This window comes from Enterobacter sp. T1-1 (genome assembly GCF_000710795.1).
GTDB classification, from domain to species: Bacteria; Pseudomonadota; Gammaproteobacteria; order Enterobacterales; family Enterobacteriaceae; genus Enterobacter; species Enterobacter cloacae.
The window spans coordinates 1-17,917 of sequence record NZ_JALW01000026.1 but is presented as its reverse complement, the minus strand read 5'-3'; the positions used below and the strand labels follow the sequence as shown (position 1 = coordinate 17,917).

The following is a 17,917-nucleotide window of genomic DNA, read 5'->3' as shown; positions in this document are numbered from 1 at the left end:
CTACGCAAAAATTGTCATTAAGTACGCCACAAACAGCGCCATATGCGCCGCGCCGTTGAGTACATTGGTGCGCCCGGTTGAGAACGAAATCTGACACAGCAGCAGTGACGCCATCATCACAATCATCTCCGGCGCGCCCAGCGCAAACTGCAGCTCGTTACCGGTCATAAAGGCAATCAGCGTCACCACCGGAACGGTAAGCGAAATGGTCGCCAGTACCGAGCCGAAGAACAGGTTCATGGCGCGCTGTACCTGATTGTTCAGCACCGCTTTCAGCGCGCCCAGCCCTTCCGGCGAGAGGATCAGCAGCGCCACCAGGAAGCCGGTAAACGCCACCGGGGCATTCATCTCGGTTAACAGTGTCTCCAGCGGGTTGGCGTTCATCTTGGTGACGGCGATAACCGCAATCAGATGTACGATCAGCCAAACCGTGTGCCACGCGCTGCTGTGGGCAGATGGTTTGCCATGGTGCGGGTCATCGTCGTCGCTGTCATCTTCATGCTCATACACAAACAGACTCTGGTGCGTTTTGGTCTGAATCAACAGGAACACGCCGTACATGGCGGCGGAAATCAATGCGACCAGCAGCGCCTGACCGGTAGAGAAGTTTGCTCCCGGCAGCGCCATCGGGAAGACCAGCACGATAATCGCCAGCGGGAACAGGGCAATCAAATACTGTTTAATGCCAAACAGGTTCATATACTGGGTGGCGAACTTACGGCCGCCCAGCAACAGTGAAAAGCCCACCAGACCGCCGGTCACAATCATAATGATGGAATAGAGCGTATCGCGCATCAGGGTTGGCGCGGCGTCGCCGGTCGCCATCAGCGCGGAAATGAGGCTGACCTCAAGAATCACAACGGAAAGGCTGAGAATTAACGATCCATATGGCTCGCCCAGACGGTGGGCCAGGACATCGGCATGGCGAACCACGCTAAAGGCACTGGTTAAAATCCCTACCAGCGCAAGAATATTGATACCAACCACCACTGGCAGTGACTGACTGCTTCCCCAGAAGAGCAGCACAGCCAGTGCCAGAACCGGGAAAATGAGCGACGTCTCCTTGTGGCGGGTTTTTACCGCCTCGTGTGCTGCTGTCATGCGCTTCTCCATCAATGCAGGTGCTTGTAATTATAGATAGAATTTTGAGGTCATTAAATTAACAGATCTCTGTTAAATACCCTTTATCTTTTACTTAATTTTACCCTAATCCTGTTTTAAGTCTCCTGATATCCATAATGTCATATTTTTGATTAATACATATTAAATAACATGTAATTAACTTCATTAATTCTTCAAAATTGATCCGCGACTGGCAGCTTGCAGCATCGTCGTCCACACTTATCTTTTTAAGCAAAAGAGAGGTTAGTGATGCCATATAAAACGAAACGCGATTTACCCGATAACGTGCAAAACGTACTGCCCGCACATGCGCAGGATATCTATAAAGAGGCGTTTAACAGCGCCTGGGATCAATACAAAGATAAAGACGATCGTCGGGACAATGCCAGCCGGGAAGAGACGGCGCATAAAGTGGCTTGGGCGGCAGTAAAACATGACTACGAGAAAGGAGACGATGATAAATGGCATAAAAAGAAATAGCCGTAAAATAATAAGCTGCCTTCATTTTGACTTTTCAGGCAGTTGAACTGCCGTTGTATTGCAACTGGCCCGCGAATTGCTTATCGTTATTCAACTGCTGGCAAAATGACCAGTAGATAATGCCGGGAAGGTGAATTACAGATGTCGCAAGGAAGCATGCAGTGGCGGAGGTGTAAAGTGTTAACGCGTGATTTCTTAATGAAGGCAGATTGTAAGACGGCATTTGGTGCTATTGAGGAATCGCTTCTCTGGTCAGCTGAACAACGTGCGGCGTCGCTCGCTGCCACGCTTGCCTGCCGCCCGGATGATGGCCCGGTATGGATTTTTGGCTACGGTTCGCTGATGTGGAACCCGGCTCTGGAATTTGTCGAATCGGCGACAGGTACGCTCCCGGGGTGGCATCGCGCATTTTGTCTGCGATTAACCGCCGGACGCGGAAGTGCCTGTCAGCCGGGACGTATGCTTGCACTGAAAGAGGGCGGACGCACCACGGGGGTGGCGTATCGCCTGCCGGATGCCACCCTCGAAGAGGAGCTGACGCTGCTCTGGAAGCGCGAGATGATCACCGGCTGCTATATGCCAAGCTGGTGCAAGCTGGAACTTGATGACGGACGCACCGTCAACGCGCTGGTGTTTATTATGGATCCGCGCCATCCTCTGTATGAAGCGGATACCCGCACGCAGGTGATCGCGCCGTTGATTGCGGCGGCCAGTGGACCGCTCGGCACAAACGCGCAGTATCTGTTTTCACTCGATCAGGAACTGACGCGCCTCGGCATGCAGGACGAGTGTCTGAATGAGCTTGTAGCGAAGGTGAAAGCACTGCTGGAAGGAAATCCGCTGAATAACCCGCTGCGTCCGGGTTTTGCCTGATAATACGCCCGGCTGCGAGAGTGCAGACCGGGCGTCTGTTTTTAAGCGGCCACGTAGCTGACTGAGTGTTCGAGTGACTGACTATGGCTGTCAATCAGGACATCCCATGTGCCGGTATATGGGACGGTTAGCCACGCCTTATCATCCTGCACGGTCAGGATATCTGCCTGCGATTGTTTTTGTGCCTTCGCACTCATCAAATGAATACGGCAGCGCTCTGAACAACGCACCACTACCGTATCCCCGCCAAACAGTTTCAAACTTGTTTTTACCAGTGCCATTTATTTACCCCGTAGTCTTAAACAACGCTCTCCCTGCTGCCATTTCCGAGCGTGATGTTGTTCACAATTCACTCATGGCATAACACCAAAGGGGGAGCGTCGGGATGCTGATTTTGATCAAAAAATGGCATAACGTTTAAACAAAAATGACAAAATACCTGAAAGCATTCAGCTGGCGCGCATTTACACGGTGAAGGCGCGCCAGAAGAAAATTAAATGCGGAAATGCCCGGCAGTTTCAGCAAGGTCGCCCGCCTGGCTCTGCAGTGCGCTGGCGGCTGCGGCGGATTGCACCACCAGTTCAGCGTTCTGCTGCACCATTCTGTCGAGGTGCGTGACAGCATGGTTGATCTCATGGATGCCTTTCATCTGCTCGCTGGTGGCGATGGAAATTTCACGCATGATAGCCGAGACACTGCCGATGCTGGCGCGGATCTCATCCATGCTTTCCCCGGCCAGGTGTACATAGCGGGAGCCGGTTGCCACGCTGTCGGTGGTGGAGTCGATAAGCGATTTGATCTCCTTCGCCGCCTGGGCGCTGCGGCTCGCCAGGTTACGCACTTCGCCTGCCACCACGGCAAACCCGCGGCCCTGCTCACCGGCGCGCGCCGCTTCCACCGAGGCGTTCAGCGCCAGGATATTGGTCTGGAAGGCGATGCCATCAATCACGCTGGTGATATCGCCAATTTTTGCCGAAGCCACTTCAATGGATTGCATGGTGCTGATGGCCTGAGAGACGACCTCACCGCCGCGTGAGGCCGCAGCGGAGGCTTTACTGGCCTGTTCATTCGCTTCTGCCGCGGACTCATTTGACTGAGTCACCGACGCGGTGATCTGCTCTACGGCGCTGGCGGTTTCACGCAGGCTGGAGGCTGCCTGCTCGGTACGCCCGGAGAGGTCCTGGTTGCCAGCCGCAATCTCCTGGGCGGCATTTTTCACCGAGGCGCTGGCGTCACGCAGCTGGATCATCACCACCGAGAGCTTATCGCTAAAGGCGTTAAACGCCTGGGCGATTTGCGCCACTTCGTCGTTACCGCTCTCCGGCAGGCGCTGGGAGAGGTCGTTGGTACCGTTGGCGATGTTATGCATCGCGTCGCGGATATCGGACAACCGCTTGAGCAGGCGGGCAATCAGGATGTGGACAAGCGCGCCGCTCAGCAGGGCGAGGATCACCAGCGAGAGTGCCGAGGCTTTCAGCAGCGAGTGCATGCCGGAGGTGGCGTCGTTATTGTCGAGCGCGACCACCAGCATCCAGTTTGTTCCCGGAACGGCCGTGGCCACGAGGGTTTTATCACCGCCGTCAAATGTGCCATCAACCGGTTCACCGCTTTTCAGGGTTGCTAAATCGGTGCCGGTAATGGTCTCAGCAAACGGTTTTAACGTCAGGGCCGGATCGTTGGCGGCGATAACGCTGCCGTCGCTGTTCAGAAGTAACCCGCTGCTGGCCGGGGTCGGGTGAATGCCGCGCACGTTAGCCACCACGCTATCCATGGCCACATCGCCCGCCACCACCGCTTTCAGGGTCCCGTTTTCTTTTACCGGTACCGCAAAAGTTACCACCAGTTTTCCGGTTCCGGCGTCCACGTAAGGCGCGGTCACCACCGGTCCGTCCTGGCTGACCACCTGCTGATACCAGGGGCGAATGGTCGGGTCATAATCCGCAGGCACGCCCGCAGGCTCAGAGAATTTCGCCGTTTTAGTGGCATAGCCCACATAGACGTTGGTGAAGCCTCCCGCCTGGGCGAGTTGTTTAAAGACCGGTACCGGGTCGTCACTCAGCGCCACGCTCTGGGCGGAGGTAATGACCGTCATTTTGCTTTTCACCCAGTCGGCAATCGCCATGTTATGGCTGGCGCTGGTGCTGGTCAGAATGTCACGCTGCGACTGCTGATTATCCTGGCGCGTGACCTGGAAATTAATGACGGTATTGAGAAGAAGGGCGACGACCAGGCAGCCTGTCGTCGCGGCAATGATGCGAGCACGAATCGATCTGAACATAAGTGAAATACCTGCTGTGTTGTTTCCATGCCTATCGGCAACCCCGCAGGTAAACTTGATGCTGAAACCGCGTCCATAAGAAAATAATATTTTTACGGGTTTATTATTAAAAAGTTAATACTTTATCGGCGTCTAACGTCCATTCGGCCAGCTCGACAAGTGTGCCAATTTCCACGCCGTCAATCAGCGGCAGCCCGGTGATACCGCGCCCGTCAGTGCAGGTTTTGCAGAGCTTAACCGGCACGTTTTGCGCCGTCAGGATCTCCAGCATCTGCTGAATGTTGTAGCCCTCTGCCGGTTTTTGGCCTTTCAGACCGGCGGTGACCGCGTCGGACATCAAAAAGATCCGCAGATCCAGCTCGCTCGCGTTATCGCGCAGCGCTATGGCCAGACGCAGGCTGTTAAAAAGGGATTCGCTGCCGTAGGCCGCCCCGTTGGCGACGATCACAATCTTCTGCATGTTAACTCCTGTTTATATTAAGGCACGAATATTGCTTGATTCTCCCAGGTAGGGTTATCCGGGAGAGTAAGCATGACATTAATGGCTGGCAATTCGTCGGGTGCAACCGAATGGCTCCAGCGCGCAAAAGCGTTGCGCCAGGAGCAGCTCAGCAAGCTGGCTCAGCTGGGCGTACTGGTGAATGGCATTAGCCAACTGGTGCATATGCTACAGTGCGAGCGCGGTGCATCAAACGTCTGGCTCTGCTCACAGGGTAAGCTCTATGCCCCCGAATGCAAAGCCAGCCGGGCGCTGGTGGATGAAAATCTCACCATACTGTATGGCATTCTGGATAAACACTCCCCAGTGCCGGGCAGCGCCGTGTGTGAGCGCATCGCCGCTGCGTTGCAGAGCCTTGAATCACTCCCCGCCCTGCGAGAAGGGGTGAATCAACAAACCGTTACCGCCCCGCAGGCGATGGAACATTATTGTCGCATGCTTCGCCATCTGCTCAGTATCGTGCCGCAGCTCAACGACAGCATTGACGATCCGCAACTGGCGGGGCGTTTTGTTGCCCTCTACAGCCTGATGCAGGGCAAAGAGCTGGCGGGACAAGAGCGGGCGCTGGGGGCCATTGGCTTCACGCAGGGTTTTTTTGATGATGTCACCCGTCAGAGGCTGGTGGATCGCATTGACGGGCAGCAGGCCTGTTTTGAGATCTTTTTAAGCCACAGCCCGGCGGATGTGCAGAGCACCTTTTCCCGGGACTGCCAGCCCGACCGCGAGACAGAGCAACTCCGGCGTGTGGCCTGTACCCGCCAGCCTGCTGCGGATAATGGCGATACGGCGCTGAACTGGTTCGCCCTGCAAACGTCGCGTCTTGAGCACCTGCGCACCCTGGAGGAGATGGTTATCGCCGACCTGATGCTGGCGGTTGATGAGCGTATCCATCATGACCCTCAACATCCGGTAAGTGCCGATGAGAATGACGATCCGCTCGCGCTTTATCCGGATAAACCTTTGCTGCCGCTGGTTCGCCAGCAGGCTCGTGAAATAGAACAGCTTTCCCGCCAGCTCGCGACGCTGCGCGATACGCTGGAAGAGCGCAAGACCATTGATAAAGCCAAAAGCGTGCTGATGACCCACCACAACATGAGTGAGGAACAGGCGTGGACGGCGCTGCGCAAAATGGCGATGGATAAGAATCAGCGCATGGTGGATATCGCCCGCGCGCTGCTTACCGTGAAGCGATTGTGGCAGCTAACCCCTAAGGAGTAGCTGCACAATCAGTGGGCACGTTGTGCCTGATTGAGGTGCGTTTTTGCAGAGCCAGTGGGGCAAAAGCCACAAAAACAAGGTATTAAAACCTGGCATTAGCTTTGCATTATTTCAGTAACCAATTTTGACGGTGCGCCAACGGCGGTGCATCAGTCTTCGGGATAAAGGCGTCCAGCGGTGCTTCGGCACCGTCGGGCGCTTTTTTTTGTCTTTTTTTCAGGAGTGGTCATGGCGGATTTGTCGAGACGGCGGTTTTTGCAGGCCAGCGTGCTGGCGAGCAGTGCAATGTTGTTACCGGGTGTCATGCAGGCCGCGTGGGCGGCAGGCTCGGATAAACCCGAGCAGGAGACGGTGCGCATCGGGTTTATCCCGCTGACCGACTGTGCTCCGGTGGTCATCGCGGCGCTGAAAGGGTTCGATAAAAAGCATGGCATTACCATCGTGCCCACCAAAGAGGCGAGCTGGGCGGCCGTGCGCGATAAGTTAGTCGCGGGGGAGCTGGACGCGGCGCATATTCTTTACGGTCTGCTGTACGGACTGGAACTGGGGATCGCCGGTAAGCCACAGCAGATGGCGAATCTGATGACCCTCAACCAGAACGGCCAGGCGATTACGCTCTCTGCCGATCTGGCAGAGAAGGGCGTTCGCGATCTCGACGGGTTGAAGAAACTGATTGGTCAGCAGGCACCGGGCACGTACACCTTCGCGCATACCTTCCCGACGGGCACGCACGCCATGTGGCTCTACTACTGGCTGGCCAGTGCGGGCATTAACCCGTTTGACGATGTTCGCACCGTGGTGGTACCGCCGCCGCAGATGGTGATGAACATGCGCATTGGCAATATGGTCGGCTTTTGCGTCGGCGAGCCGTGGAATGCCCGGGCCATTAACGATCGCATCGGTTTTACCGCTGCAACGTCGCAGTCTATCTGGGCTGACCACCCGGAAAAAATCCTCGGTACCCGTCGCGACTGGGTGGAGAAAAATCCGCACACCGCGCGGGCGCTGGTGAGCGCAGTACTGGAAGCCGCGCGCTGGATCGACGCTTCACCGGAAAACAAACGTGAAACGGCGCAGATCCTCTCGCGTCGCGCATGGCTGAACACCAAAGAGCAGTACCTCACCGGACGGATGCTGGGTGAGTACGACAACGGGGTGGGCACGCGCTGGCAGGACGCGCATCCGATTCGTTTCTTCAACGAGGGGGCTGTGAGCTACCCGTATCTCTCCGACGGCATGTGGTTCTTAACCCAGTTCCGCCGCTGGGGTTTGCTCAAAGCCGCGCCGGACTACGCGGGCATCGCGCAGCGCATTAACCAGACGGCGGTCTGGCAGGATGCCGCCACCGCGGTAGGGGGCATTACCACACCGACTTCACCACTACGCAGTAGCACCCTGATGGACGGCACCGTCTGGAACGGTACCGATCCTGAAGGCTATGCCAACCGCTTCGCTATTCACCGTAAAGGGGCCTGATTATGCAGCATCTGCACAGCACGAAAGCAAAACACGAGACGCCGGTGAGTGGCGAGGTGATTACCCTGCCACCGGTTCAGGTTCGCCGTCGTCCTCCGGCGATTGCCCGCCGGATTAACGACGTGCTCCAGCGTATCATTCCGGCGCTGCTGGGGCTGGGGCTGCTGGTGGTGCTCTGGCAACTGGCGGCAATCAACAGCAAAGGCTTCCCGACGCCGCTGAGCACGCTGGATTCTGCCATCACCCTGTTCGCCGATCCGTTTTATCGCGACGGGCCAAACGACATGGGGATCGGCTGGAACGTGCTTGCCTCCCTGCAGCGCGTGGCGGTGGGCTTTGGCCTGGCCGCGTTAGTCGGTATCCCGCTCGGTTTTCTGATTGGCCGTTTCACCTTTTTCTCACGCATGTTCAGCCCGCTGATTGCGCTGCTGCGCCCGGTCAGCCCATTGGCCTGGCTGCCTATCGGCCTGCTGCTGTTCCAGAAAGCAGAGCCGGCTTCCAGCTGGACCATTTTTATCTGTTCGATCTGGCCAATGGTGATTAACACCGCCGAAGGGGTACGCCGTATTCCGCAGGATTACCTCAATGTCGCCCGCGTGCTGCAGCTTTCTGAGTGGACCATTCTGCGTCGGATCCTCTTCCCGGCGGTGCTGCCGGCGGTGTTGACCGGGGTACGTCTTTCCATCGGTATCGCCTGGCTGGTGATTGTCGCCGCCGAAATGCTGACAGGCGGCTTAGGGATCGGTTTCTGGATCTGGAATGAGTGGAACAACCTCAACGTCGAAAACATTCTCATCGCCATCGTCATCATTGGCGTGGTCGGGTTACTGCTGGAGCAGGGGCTGATGCTGATCGCCCGTCGCTTTAGCTGGCAGGAAAAATAAGGAGCGAACATGAAACCAATCATTCAGGTCCAGGCCGTAAGCCAGCGTTTTTCTACCGCCAGCGGAGAATTTCTGGCGCTGCAGAACGTCTCGTTTGATATCCACGAAGGGGAAACCGTGAGCCTGATTGGCCACTCCGGCTGCGGCAAATCAACGCTGCTGAACTTGATCGCCGGGATCACCCTGCCGACGGAAGGGGGACTGATTTGCGACAACCGTGAAATTGCGGGGCCGGGACCGGAGCGTGCGGTGGTCTTTCAGAACCACTCCCTGCTGCCGTGGCTGACCTGTTTCGACAACGTTGCGCTGGCGGTCGATCAGGTGTTCCGCCACACCATGAGCAAGGCGGAGCGTCGGGAGTGGATTGAACACAACCTCGATCGCGTGCAGATGGGGCACGCCCTGCATAAACGCCCGGGGGAGATCTCAGGCGGCATGAAGCAGCGCGTGGGCATTGCTCGTGCGCTGGCGATGAAGCCGAAAGTGTTGCTGATGGATGAACCGTTTGGCGCGCTGGATGCCCTGACGCGTGCCCATCTGCAGGATTCGGTGATGCAAATCCAGCAGGCGCTCAACACCACCATTGTGCTCATCACCCACGACGTGGACGAAGCGGTGCTGCTCTCTGACCGCGTGCTGATGATGACCAACGGCCCGGCGGCGACCGTCGGCGAAATCCTGGAGGTTGACCTGCCGCGTCCGCGTAACCGGGTGCAGCTGGCGGACGACAGCCGCTACCACCACATGCGCCAGCAGATCCTCCATTTCCTCTATGAAAAACAGCCCAAAGCGGCGTAGTGGGGGCACCACGATGCGACTGGTCATTATCGGCAATGGAATGGCAGCAACACGGCTGATTGCCTCGCTGACCGGGCGTGCGCCTGGCCGCTTCGCGATCACCGTGTTGGGTGAGGAGCCTGAGCATGCGTACAACCGCATCCAGCTTTCGCCGGTGTTGGGTGGGGAAAAACGTCCGGAACAGATCCGCCTGCAGGACGATGACTGGTACCGCGAGCGCGGCGTCACGGTGCTCAGGGGGCAAAAGGTGCTCGCCGTGGACGTGGCGAAACGGGAAATCCGTACCGCGCAGACCACGCTGGCGTGGGATGAACTGGTCTTCGCCACCGGGTCGATACCGTTCGTGCCGCCGATCCCCGGGGGCGATGCGCCACACGTCTTTACCTTCCGCGGCCTTGAGGATACGCGAGCCATTGCGCAGATCCCGGGGCCAGCGGTGGTGTTGGGCGGTGGCGTGCTGGGCGTTGAGACGGCAGCGGCGCTGGCACAAACTTGTGACAACGTCACGCTGGTGCATCGCGGACCGTGGTTGATGGAACAACAGCTGGATCGGCAGGCGGGGCTGCTGCTGGAGGCTGCGCTGGCGGAGCGCGGCGTGCGCTGCGAGCTGTCGTCAGGGATCGCGGCAATCGCGCCGGATTCAGTGACGCTGCTCAACGGACGCCAGGTTAGCGCCGCGCGCGTGGTGCTGGCTACCGGCGTACTGCCCAACATCGCCCTGGCAAGCGCCAGCGGTATTCACTGCGCCCGTGGCATTGTGGTCGACCAGCAGATGCAGACCTCCGTCCCGGCTATTAGCGCCATTGGGGAGTGCTGCGAAATCGACGGTCAGACGTTTGGCCTGGTTGCCCCCTGCCTGGCACAGGCGGACATTCTCGCCGCCCGGCTGGCAGGGGACGCCCCTGTGCCTTTTGCCCATACCGACAGCGGGATGCGCCTGAAGGTCACCGGTGTTGAGCTCTTCAGCGCCGGGCGCGTAACGGCGCAACCGGAGGATACGGTCTGGGACGCGTGGGATCCGCTGACCCGTCACTACCGTCGCTTACTGATTCATCGCGGTGCGCTGGCTGGCGTACTGCTGATGGGAGATTGCCGCAGCGCGGCAACATTTACCGATTTACTGGCAACGGCTGCGCCCGCACACGTGGACTGGCTGTTCGATCGATTCACTACGACGCAACCGCAGGTTGCAGGACAGAACGCTATGACAAAACCTACTCTGGTGGTGGTTGGGCACGGTATGGTCGGCCACCATTTTCTTGAAGACTGCGTAAACCGCAATCTGCATCAGCAATACCAGATTGTCGTCTTTGGCGAAGAGCGTTATGCCGCTTACGACCGCGTCCATCTCTCAGAGTATTTTGGCGGCCGCAGCGCGGAGTCCCTCTCGCTGGTGGAGGGCGATTTCTTTGCCAGACACGGCATAGAGTTGCGTTTGTCGCAGCAAATTGTCGCCATCGATCGCGACGCGCATGTGGTGCGTACCGCCAGCGGTCACGAAACCCACTGGGACAAACTGGTGCTGGCGACCGGCTCATATCCGTTTGTGCCGCCGGTGCCGGGCAACACGCTGCCGGGCTGCTTTGTCTACCGTACGCTGGACGATCTCGATAACATTGCCTCGCATGCGAAGGGATCCCGACGCGGCGTAGTCATTGGCGGTGGCCTGCTCGGGCTGGAAGCGGCCAACGCCCTCAAACAGCTGGGGCTTGAAACCCACGTGGTGGAATTCGCCCCCAACCTGATGGCGGTACAGCTCGACAACGACGGCGCGGCGATGCTGCGTAAAAAAATTGAAGCGCTCGGCGTCGGGGTTCACACCAGCAAAGCCACCACCGAAATTGCGGCCACCGACGACGGACTGGTCCTGCGTTTTGCCGACGGTGAACAGCTGGACACCGATATGGTGGTCTTCTCTGCCGGGATCCGCCCGCAGGATGCGCTGGCGCGCAGCAGCGGCCTGGCGATCGGCGAGCGCGGCGGGATCTGCATTGATACCGCCTGCCAGACCTCAGATAAGGAGATCTTCGCCATCGGGGAATGTGCGCTGTGGGAAGGTAAAATCTTCGGCCTGGTGGCGCCGGGTTACCAGATGGCACGCGTGGCGGCGGCCACGCTGGCGGGTGAGGAGAAATCCTTCACCGGCGCGGATATGAGCACCAAACTTAAGCTGCTGGGCGTGGACGTGGCCTCGTTTGGGGATGCCCATGGCCGTACGCCGGGGGCATTGAGCTACCAGTGGACCCACGGCCCGCAGCAAATCTATAAAAAAATTGTCGTCAGCCATGACAACAAAACCCTGCTCGGCGGCGTGCTGGTGGGGGATGCCAGCGAATACGCCACGCTGGTGCAGATGATGCTTAACGGAATCAGCCTGCCAAAAGAGCCTGAAACGCTCATCTTGCCAGCCTTCTCCGGTAGCGCGCCAAAAGCGCTGGGGGTGGCGGCGCTGCCGGACAGCGCGCAGATCTGCTCCTGTCATAACGTCAGCAAAGGCGATATCTGCCAGGCAGTGAGCGCCGGTGCGACGGAGATCGGTGCCATCAAGCAGTGCACCAAAGCGGCGACCGGCTGCGGTGGGTGCAGCGCGCTGGTGAAACAGGTGATGGAGTTCCAGCTGGCTGAGCTGGGCGTGGAGGTGAAAAAAGATATCTGTGAGCACTTCCCGTACTCGCGTCAGGAGATATATCACCTGGTGCGGGTCAACCATATTCGTACCTTCGACCAGCTGATTAGCCGCTACGGGCAAGGGCACGGCTGTGAGATCTGTAAACCGCTGGTGGGGTCAGTGCTGGCCTCCTGCTGGAACGAATACCTGCTGAAACCGGCGCATCTGCCGCTGCAGGACACCAACGACCGCTACTTTGCCAATATTCAGAAGGACGGAACGTACTCCATCGTGCCGCGCATGCCCGCCGGGGAAGTAACGGCCGACGGGCTGATTGCTATCGGGCAGATCGCAAAGCGCTACGGGCTGTACAGCAAGATCACGGGCGGCCAGCGTATTGACCTGTTTGGTGCCACGCTGGAGCAGTTGCCGGAGATCTGGCAGGCGCTGGTGGAGGCCGGATTTGAAACCGGGCATGCGTACGGTAAATCCCTGCGTACCGTGAAATCCTGCGTCGGGTCAACCTGGTGTCGCTATGGCGTGCAGGACTCCACCGGCCTTGCGGTCAAACTGGAGCACCGTTACAAGGGGCTGCGCGCGCCGCACAAAATCAAAATGGCGGTGTCCGGCTGTACCCGCGAGTGTGCCGAAGCGCAAAGCAAGGATGTTGGCGTGATCGCCACGGACAAGGGCTGGAATCTCTATCTCTGTGGCAACGGCGGCATGAAGCCGCGACACGCGGATCTCTTCGCCAGCGATCTGGATGAAGAGACGCTGATCCGTACCGTCGACCGTTTTCTGATGTTCTACATTCGCACGGCGGATCGCCTGCAGCGGACCAGCACCTGGATGGACAACCTTGAAGGCGGTCTCGACTATCTGCGGGAGGTGATCCTCGACGATAGCCTCGGTATTGCGCACGAGCTGGAGCAGGAGATGGCCCGTGTGGTGGAAACGTATCAGTGTGAATGGCAGACCACGCTTAACGATCCGAACCGTCTGGCGCTGTTCCGCACGGCGGTGAACGGTCCGGCGACGGAAGAGAGCAAACGCTGGCAGGAAATTTGCGGTCTGGATGAGATCCCGGAGCAGGCGGGGATCGGCGCCCGGCTGGGGCGTAAGCCGATCGCGCTGTTCCGTTTTGGCAAATCGGTCTATGCCCTTGACGATCAGGAGCCAGGCAGCGATGCGAACGTGCTGTCACGCGGTATTCTTGGCGATGCGGCGGGTGAGCCGGTGGTTATCTCGCCGCTCTATAAACAGCGTATTCGCCTGCGCGACGGCTGCCAGGTGGATAACGGTGAGCCTGCGGTGCGCGCCTGGCCGGTGAAAATCGAAAACGGCAAGGTGTGGGTGGGGAACGACGCGTTGCTGGTGCGTGCGGAGGCATCATGAATGAAACCCGAACAACGTGCCCGTACTGCGGCGTCGGTTGCGGCGTGGTGGCCCGGGTTGAGGGCGACAAGGTCACGGTGCGCGGCGATGAACACCATCCCGCCAGTTTTGGACGGCTGTGCGTCAAAGGTGCGGCGTTAGGTGAAACCACTGGCCTGCAGGGGCGGCTGTTGCACCCGGTGCTGGACGGGCTGGAGGTGGACTGGCCGCAGGCGTTAAGCACGGCCGGCGAGCGGCTGCGGGCGATTATCGACACCTGGGGGCCGCAGGCGGTGGCGTTTTACGCCTCCGGCCAGCTACTCACCGAGGATTACTACGCTGCCAATAAGCTGATGAAAGGGTTTATCGGCGCGGCGAACATCGATACCAACTCGCGGCTCTGCATGTCGTCGGCAGTAGCAGGCTATAAGCGCGCATTTGGCGAAGATGTGGTGCCGTGCAGCTATGAGGACGTGGAGAACAGCGATCTGGTGGTGCTGGTGGGTTCAAACGCGGCATGGACGCATCCGGTGCTTTATCAGCGGCTGGTTCAGGCGCGGCAAAACAATCCGCAAATGAAAGTGGTGGTGATCGATCCGCGTAAAACCGCCACCTGTGATATCGCCGACCTGCATCTGGCACTCGCGCCCGGCAGTGACGCCGGGCTGTTTGTCGGTTTGCTCAATCTGATCCAGGGTACCGACGACTGGCCGATTGCCCGCGTGGCCGGTTTTTGTGGTCTTGATGCACAGGAGATTGCCACGTTTTACGACTGGTTCCTCACGGCGCCGCGTGCCATTACGCTCTACACCATGGGGATCAACCAGTCTTCCAGCGGCAGCGACAAGTGCAACGCCATCATTAACGTTCATCTTGCGAGCGGGAAATTTGCCCGTCAGGGCTGCGGGCCGTTTTCGCTGACCGGCCAGCCAAACGCGATGGGGGGACGGGAAGTGGGTGGCCTCGCGAATCAGCTGGCGGCGCATATGAACTTCGAGCCGGACGATCTCTCGCGGGTGGCGCGTTTCTGGGGAACAGAACGGCTGGCGCAAACGCCGGGCCTGATGGCCGTTGAGCTGTTTGACGCCATTGCCCGCGGTGAGGTAAAGGCGGTATGGGTCATGGGCACCAATCCGGCTGTCTCGCTGCCGGACAGTCACGCGGTATGCCAGGCGCTGGCGAACTGTCCGCTGGTCATTGTTTCTGAGGTGATGCAGGAGACCGACACCAGCCGCTACGCCCATATTCGTTTCCCGGCGCTGGGCTGGGGAGAGAAAAATGGCACGGTCACTAACTCCGAACGGCGGATCTCGCGCCAGCGCGCCTTTCTGGCTGCCCCGGGCCAGGCAAAACCGGACTGGTGGATTGTTGCCCAGGTGGCGAAACAGCTCGGCTATGGTGAGGCCTTTGCCTGGGAACATCCGCAGGAGATTTTTTGTGAACATGCGGCGCTGTCGGCGTTTGAGAATGACGGGGCACGGGCGTTTAATCTGCATGCGCTGGCGGGGCTTACCCGTGAGGACTGGGGTCAGCTTGAGCCTTATCAGTGGGCGGCGGGCGATTTTCCCCACCGGAATGTGGTGCCCGTTGACCCGCGTCCGCACGGCGCGGCGCCAGATGCGTTATATCCGTTGCTGCTGAATACCGGACGCATCCGCGATCAATGGCATACCATGACCCGTACGGGATATGTTCCCGGGCTGATGCAGCATATCTCTGAGCCCTGCGTTGAGATCTGCGCTGCAGATGCCGCGCGTTTCGCCCTTTGCGACGGGCAACTGGCACGGATCAGTTCTCCGCGTGGAGTGATGGTGGCAAAAGTACGTATCAACGATGGACAAAGGGAGGGTGAAGTATTCGCGCCCATGCACTGGAATGCGCAGTTTGCCCGTCAGGGAAAGGTCAATACGCTGGTGGAGGGGCGCTGCGATCCGCAGTCTGGCCAGCCGGAGAGTAAACAGACCGCCGTCAGGATCATGCCATGGCAGCCTGAATGGCAGGGAGAGCTGTATGCCCGTGTGCTGCCGGAACTGCCGCCTTCGGTACACTGGTGGCGCAAAGCCTCACGCCTGACGGTGGCGGCTGACGAACCGTTGATGCCGTGGGTGAAAGAGTATGCTGAACAGCACGGCTGGCAACTGCAACTTGCCCGAACGGATGCGCGCAGCAGCCTACTGGCATGGCATAACGGCGAGCTGATGCTCGGATTCTGGGAAGGGACTACGTTGCCAGCGCTGGCGCATGCGACTATTGAAGAGGCTTTCCGTCAGGCTCCAGAGACGCTTGCGGAGCGGCATGCGCTCCTGAACGGCGCGGGCGCGGGGGAGTGTGTTGATCCGGGACGTATAATCTGCAGCTGTTACTGCGTCGGGGAAAATGCGATACGGGAGGCGATTGTCGGCGGGTGCGATTCCGTTGCAGCGCTGGGGGCGAAACTACGGTGTGGCACCAACTGCGGCTCCTGCGTGCCGGAGCTGAAAGGGCTGTTTGGATAATGGTCTAATAGTGTCGGGTAAAGCGACAATAATGTTCAGGATATTCCTGAAATTTGCGCTAAGACTGCATTTCACAGCTTATCGCGTTAACATTAAAAGCGTTGCCTCATAAACACAGGTTCTTATTTACGACGTTGATGGCTGTATCGTCCCGCATTCGCTTTCTGTTATTACTCCCACTTCTTACGGCGGGTGCCGTTCACGGTGCCCCGAATTCCTTTATGCATCAGGCAGAAAACCCCTTTGATAACAACGGGGACAGTTTGCCCGATCTCGGCATGGCGACGCCAACAGACGAGGGGGAAAAGCACCTGGCCGAAATGGCAAAAGCCTTTGGCGAAGCCAGTATGACCGATAACGGCCTCACCACCGGCGAGCAGGCGCGTCAGTTCGCGTTTGGTAAGGTGCGTGACGCGGTGAGCGGCGAGGTGAATCAGCAGATTGAGTCCTGGCTCTCGCCCTGGGGCAACGCCAGCGTCAATTTACTGGTGGATGACGAGGGGAACTTTAACGGCAGCAGCGGGAGCTGGTTCATCCCCTGGAATGATAACAACCGTTACCTGAGCTGGAGCCAGCTGGGGCTGACGCAGCAGAGTGACGGCCTGGTGAGCAATGCCGGCATCGGTCAGCGCTGGGTTGCCGGAAAATGGCTGCTCGGCTACAACACCTTTTACGATAACCTGCTTGATGAAAACCTGCAGCGTGCCGGGTTGGGCGCGGAGGCGTGGGGCGAGAATCTGCGTCTGTCTGCCAATTACTATCAACCGCTGGCCAGCTGGCGCGAGAGTTCGGACGTGCAGGAGCAGCGCATGGCGCGTGGCTATGACGTGACCGCTAAAGCCTGGCTGCCGTGGTTTCATCATTTCAACACCAGCGTCAGCTTTGAGCAGTACTTTGGTGACAACGTTGACCTGTTCAACAGTGGAACCGGCTATCACAACCCGGTGGCGGTCAACCTGGGGCTTAACTATACGCCTGTTCCGCTGGTCACCCTGACGGCGGCGCATAAGCAGGGGGAGAGCGGTGCGAGTCAGAACAACCTCGGGCTTAAGCTCAACTATCGCTTTGGTGTGCCCCTTGCCAAGCAGCTTTCCGCCAGCGAAGTTGCCGCCACGCGCTCCCTGCGCGGCAGTCGCTATGATTCACCGGAGCGGGATAACCTGCCGGTAATGGAGTTCCGCCAGCGCAAAACGCTCTCCGTCTGGCTGGCGACCCCGCCGTGGGATCTGAAAGGGGGCGAGACCGTGATGCTCAAGCTTCAGGTACGCAGCACTCACGGTATTCGGCAGATCCACTGGCAGGGCGATACCCAGGCACTGAGCCTGACCGCACCGGCCAACACGCACAGCAGCGATGGCTGGAGTGTGATTATGCCTGCCTGGGATGACAGTGAGGGGGCGAAGAACCGCTGGCACCTGTCGGCGGTGGTTGAAGATGAAAAAGGACAGCGCGTCTCATCCAATGAGATCACGCTTACCGTGATTCAGCCGCTTGTCGCGTTACCTGACGACGACCCGCGCTGGAAGTTACTCCCGGATGAATAATCCTCAGAAAATGCGTTCCTGATGCACCCACACGGCGGCTTCAACGCGGGATTTTAACTTCATCTTCTTCAGCATATGTTTCACATGCACCTTGACCGTGCTTTCGGTGATATCCAGACGACGGGCGATCATTTTGTTCGGCAGACCCTGGGCAATCAGCTTCAGAATATCGCGCTCGCGCGGGGTTAACTGGCTGACGTCGCGGTCAGAGGTGGCGCGGTTTGCCCGCAGGCTGGCGGCCAGCACCGGGGGTAACGCCCCCCCCAAG

The 17,917-nt window shown here is 58.7% G+C and carries 14 protein-coding genes; 9 read left to right on the top strand and 5 right to left on the bottom strand.

The window, feature by feature from the left end; all coding sequences use genetic code 11:
• The gene (chaA, locus tag AK59_RS0110710; protein WP_029882731.1) at positions 1 to 1,101 is read right to left on the bottom strand and encodes a sodium-potassium/proton antiporter ChaA; all 1,101 of its coding nucleotides are present in this window, start codon (positions 1,099 to 1,101) and stop codon (positions 1 to 3) included.
• 270 nt (positions 1,102 to 1,371) lie between these two features.
• Here chaA and chaB point away from each other — a divergent pair, with 270 nt between their 5' ends.
• Complete coding sequence (chaB, locus tag AK59_RS0110705) at positions 1,372 to 1,602, top strand: putative cation transport regulator ChaB (RefSeq protein ID WP_029882730.1); 231 nt, start codon at positions 1,372 to 1,374, stop codon at positions 1,600 to 1,602.
• A gap of 177 nt (positions 1,603 to 1,779) precedes the next feature.
• Positions 1,780 to 2,475 (top strand): gamma-glutamylcyclotransferase, encoded by a 696-nt coding sequence (locus AK59_RS0110700; RefSeq protein WP_013096242.1) that lies wholly within the window; start codon positions 1,780 to 1,782, stop codon positions 2,473 to 2,475.
• 41 nt (positions 2,476 to 2,516) lie between these two features.
• On the opposite strand, the gene AK59_RS0110695 is transcribed toward AK59_RS0110700, so the two are convergent.
• The 3 genes from AK59_RS0110695 to AK59_RS0110685 all read right to left on the bottom strand — a co-directional run bounded on the left by AK59_RS0110695 (position 2,517) and on the right by AK59_RS0110685 (position 5,213).
• Entirely contained in the window at positions 2,517 to 2,756 is a 240-nt protein-coding gene (locus AK59_RS0110695) for a DUF1883 domain-containing protein (protein ID WP_013096243.1), read from the bottom strand.
• Positions 2,757 to 2,968: 212 nt separating this feature from the next.
• Positions 2,969 to 4,753, bottom strand: coding sequence for a methyl-accepting chemotaxis protein (locus AK59_RS0110690; RefSeq protein ID WP_029882729.1), 1,785 nt, complete (start codon positions 4,751 to 4,753; stop codon positions 2,969 to 2,971).
• A gap of 106 nt (positions 4,754 to 4,859) precedes the next feature.
• Positions 4,860 to 5,213 carry a DsrE/DsrF/TusD sulfur relay family protein gene (locus AK59_RS0110685; RefSeq protein WP_029882728.1) on the bottom strand — a complete coding sequence of 118 codons (354 nt, stop codon included), beginning with the start codon at positions 5,211 to 5,213 and terminating at the stop codon, positions 4,860 to 4,862.
• A 72-nt stretch (positions 5,214 to 5,285) separates the two neighbouring features.
• Between AK59_RS0110685 and nasR the strand changes: the two genes are divergently transcribed.
• From nasR to AK59_RS0110650, 7 genes are all read left to right on the top strand, one after another.
• Entirely contained in the window at positions 5,286 to 6,470 is a 1,185-nt protein-coding gene (nasR, locus tag AK59_RS0110680) for a nitrate regulatory protein NasR (RefSeq protein ID WP_029882727.1), read from the top strand.
• Positions 6,471 to 6,698: 228 nt separating this feature from the next.
• A complete protein-coding gene (locus AK59_RS0110675) occupies positions 6,699 to 7,946 on the top strand; it encodes a CmpA/NrtA family ABC transporter substrate-binding protein (protein WP_029882726.1) in 1,248 nt (415 codons plus the stop codon).
• Positions 7,947 to 7,948: 2 nt separating this feature from the next.
• Positions 7,949 to 8,830, top strand: a complete 882-nt coding sequence (ntrB, locus tag AK59_RS0110670; RefSeq protein WP_013096249.1) for a nitrate ABC transporter permease — start codon at positions 7,949 to 7,951, stop codon at positions 8,828 to 8,830.
• Between the two features lie 9 nt (positions 8,831 to 8,839).
• Complete coding sequence (locus tag AK59_RS0110665; RefSeq protein ID WP_013096250.1) at positions 8,840 to 9,628, top strand: ABC transporter ATP-binding protein; 789 nt, start codon at positions 8,840 to 8,842, stop codon at positions 9,626 to 9,628.
• A 13-nt stretch (positions 9,629 to 9,641) separates the two neighbouring features.
• Complete coding sequence (gene nirB / locus AK59_RS0110660; RefSeq protein ID WP_081852446.1) at positions 9,642 to 13,631, top strand: nitrite reductase large subunit NirB; 3,990 nt, start codon at positions 9,642 to 9,644, stop codon at positions 13,629 to 13,631.
• Complete coding sequence (locus AK59_RS0110655) at positions 13,628 to 16,105, top strand: nitrate reductase (RefSeq protein WP_029882724.1); 2,478 nt, start codon at positions 13,628 to 13,630, stop codon at positions 16,103 to 16,105. Before nirB ends, AK59_RS0110655 begins: the two co-directional genes overlap by 4 nt.
• Before the next feature lie 137 nt (positions 16,106 to 16,242).
• Complete coding sequence (locus AK59_RS0110650) at positions 16,243 to 17,649, top strand: YchO/YchP family invasin (RefSeq protein ID WP_029882723.1); 1,407 nt, start codon at positions 16,243 to 16,245, stop codon at positions 17,647 to 17,649.
• A 3-nt stretch (positions 17,650 to 17,652) separates the two neighbouring features.
• Here AK59_RS0110650 and AK59_RS0110645 read toward each other — a convergent pair.
• A partial coding sequence (locus AK59_RS0110645) for a LuxR C-terminal-related transcriptional regulator (protein WP_029882722.1) occupies positions 17,653 to 17,917 on the bottom strand: 265 nt, incomplete at its 5' end.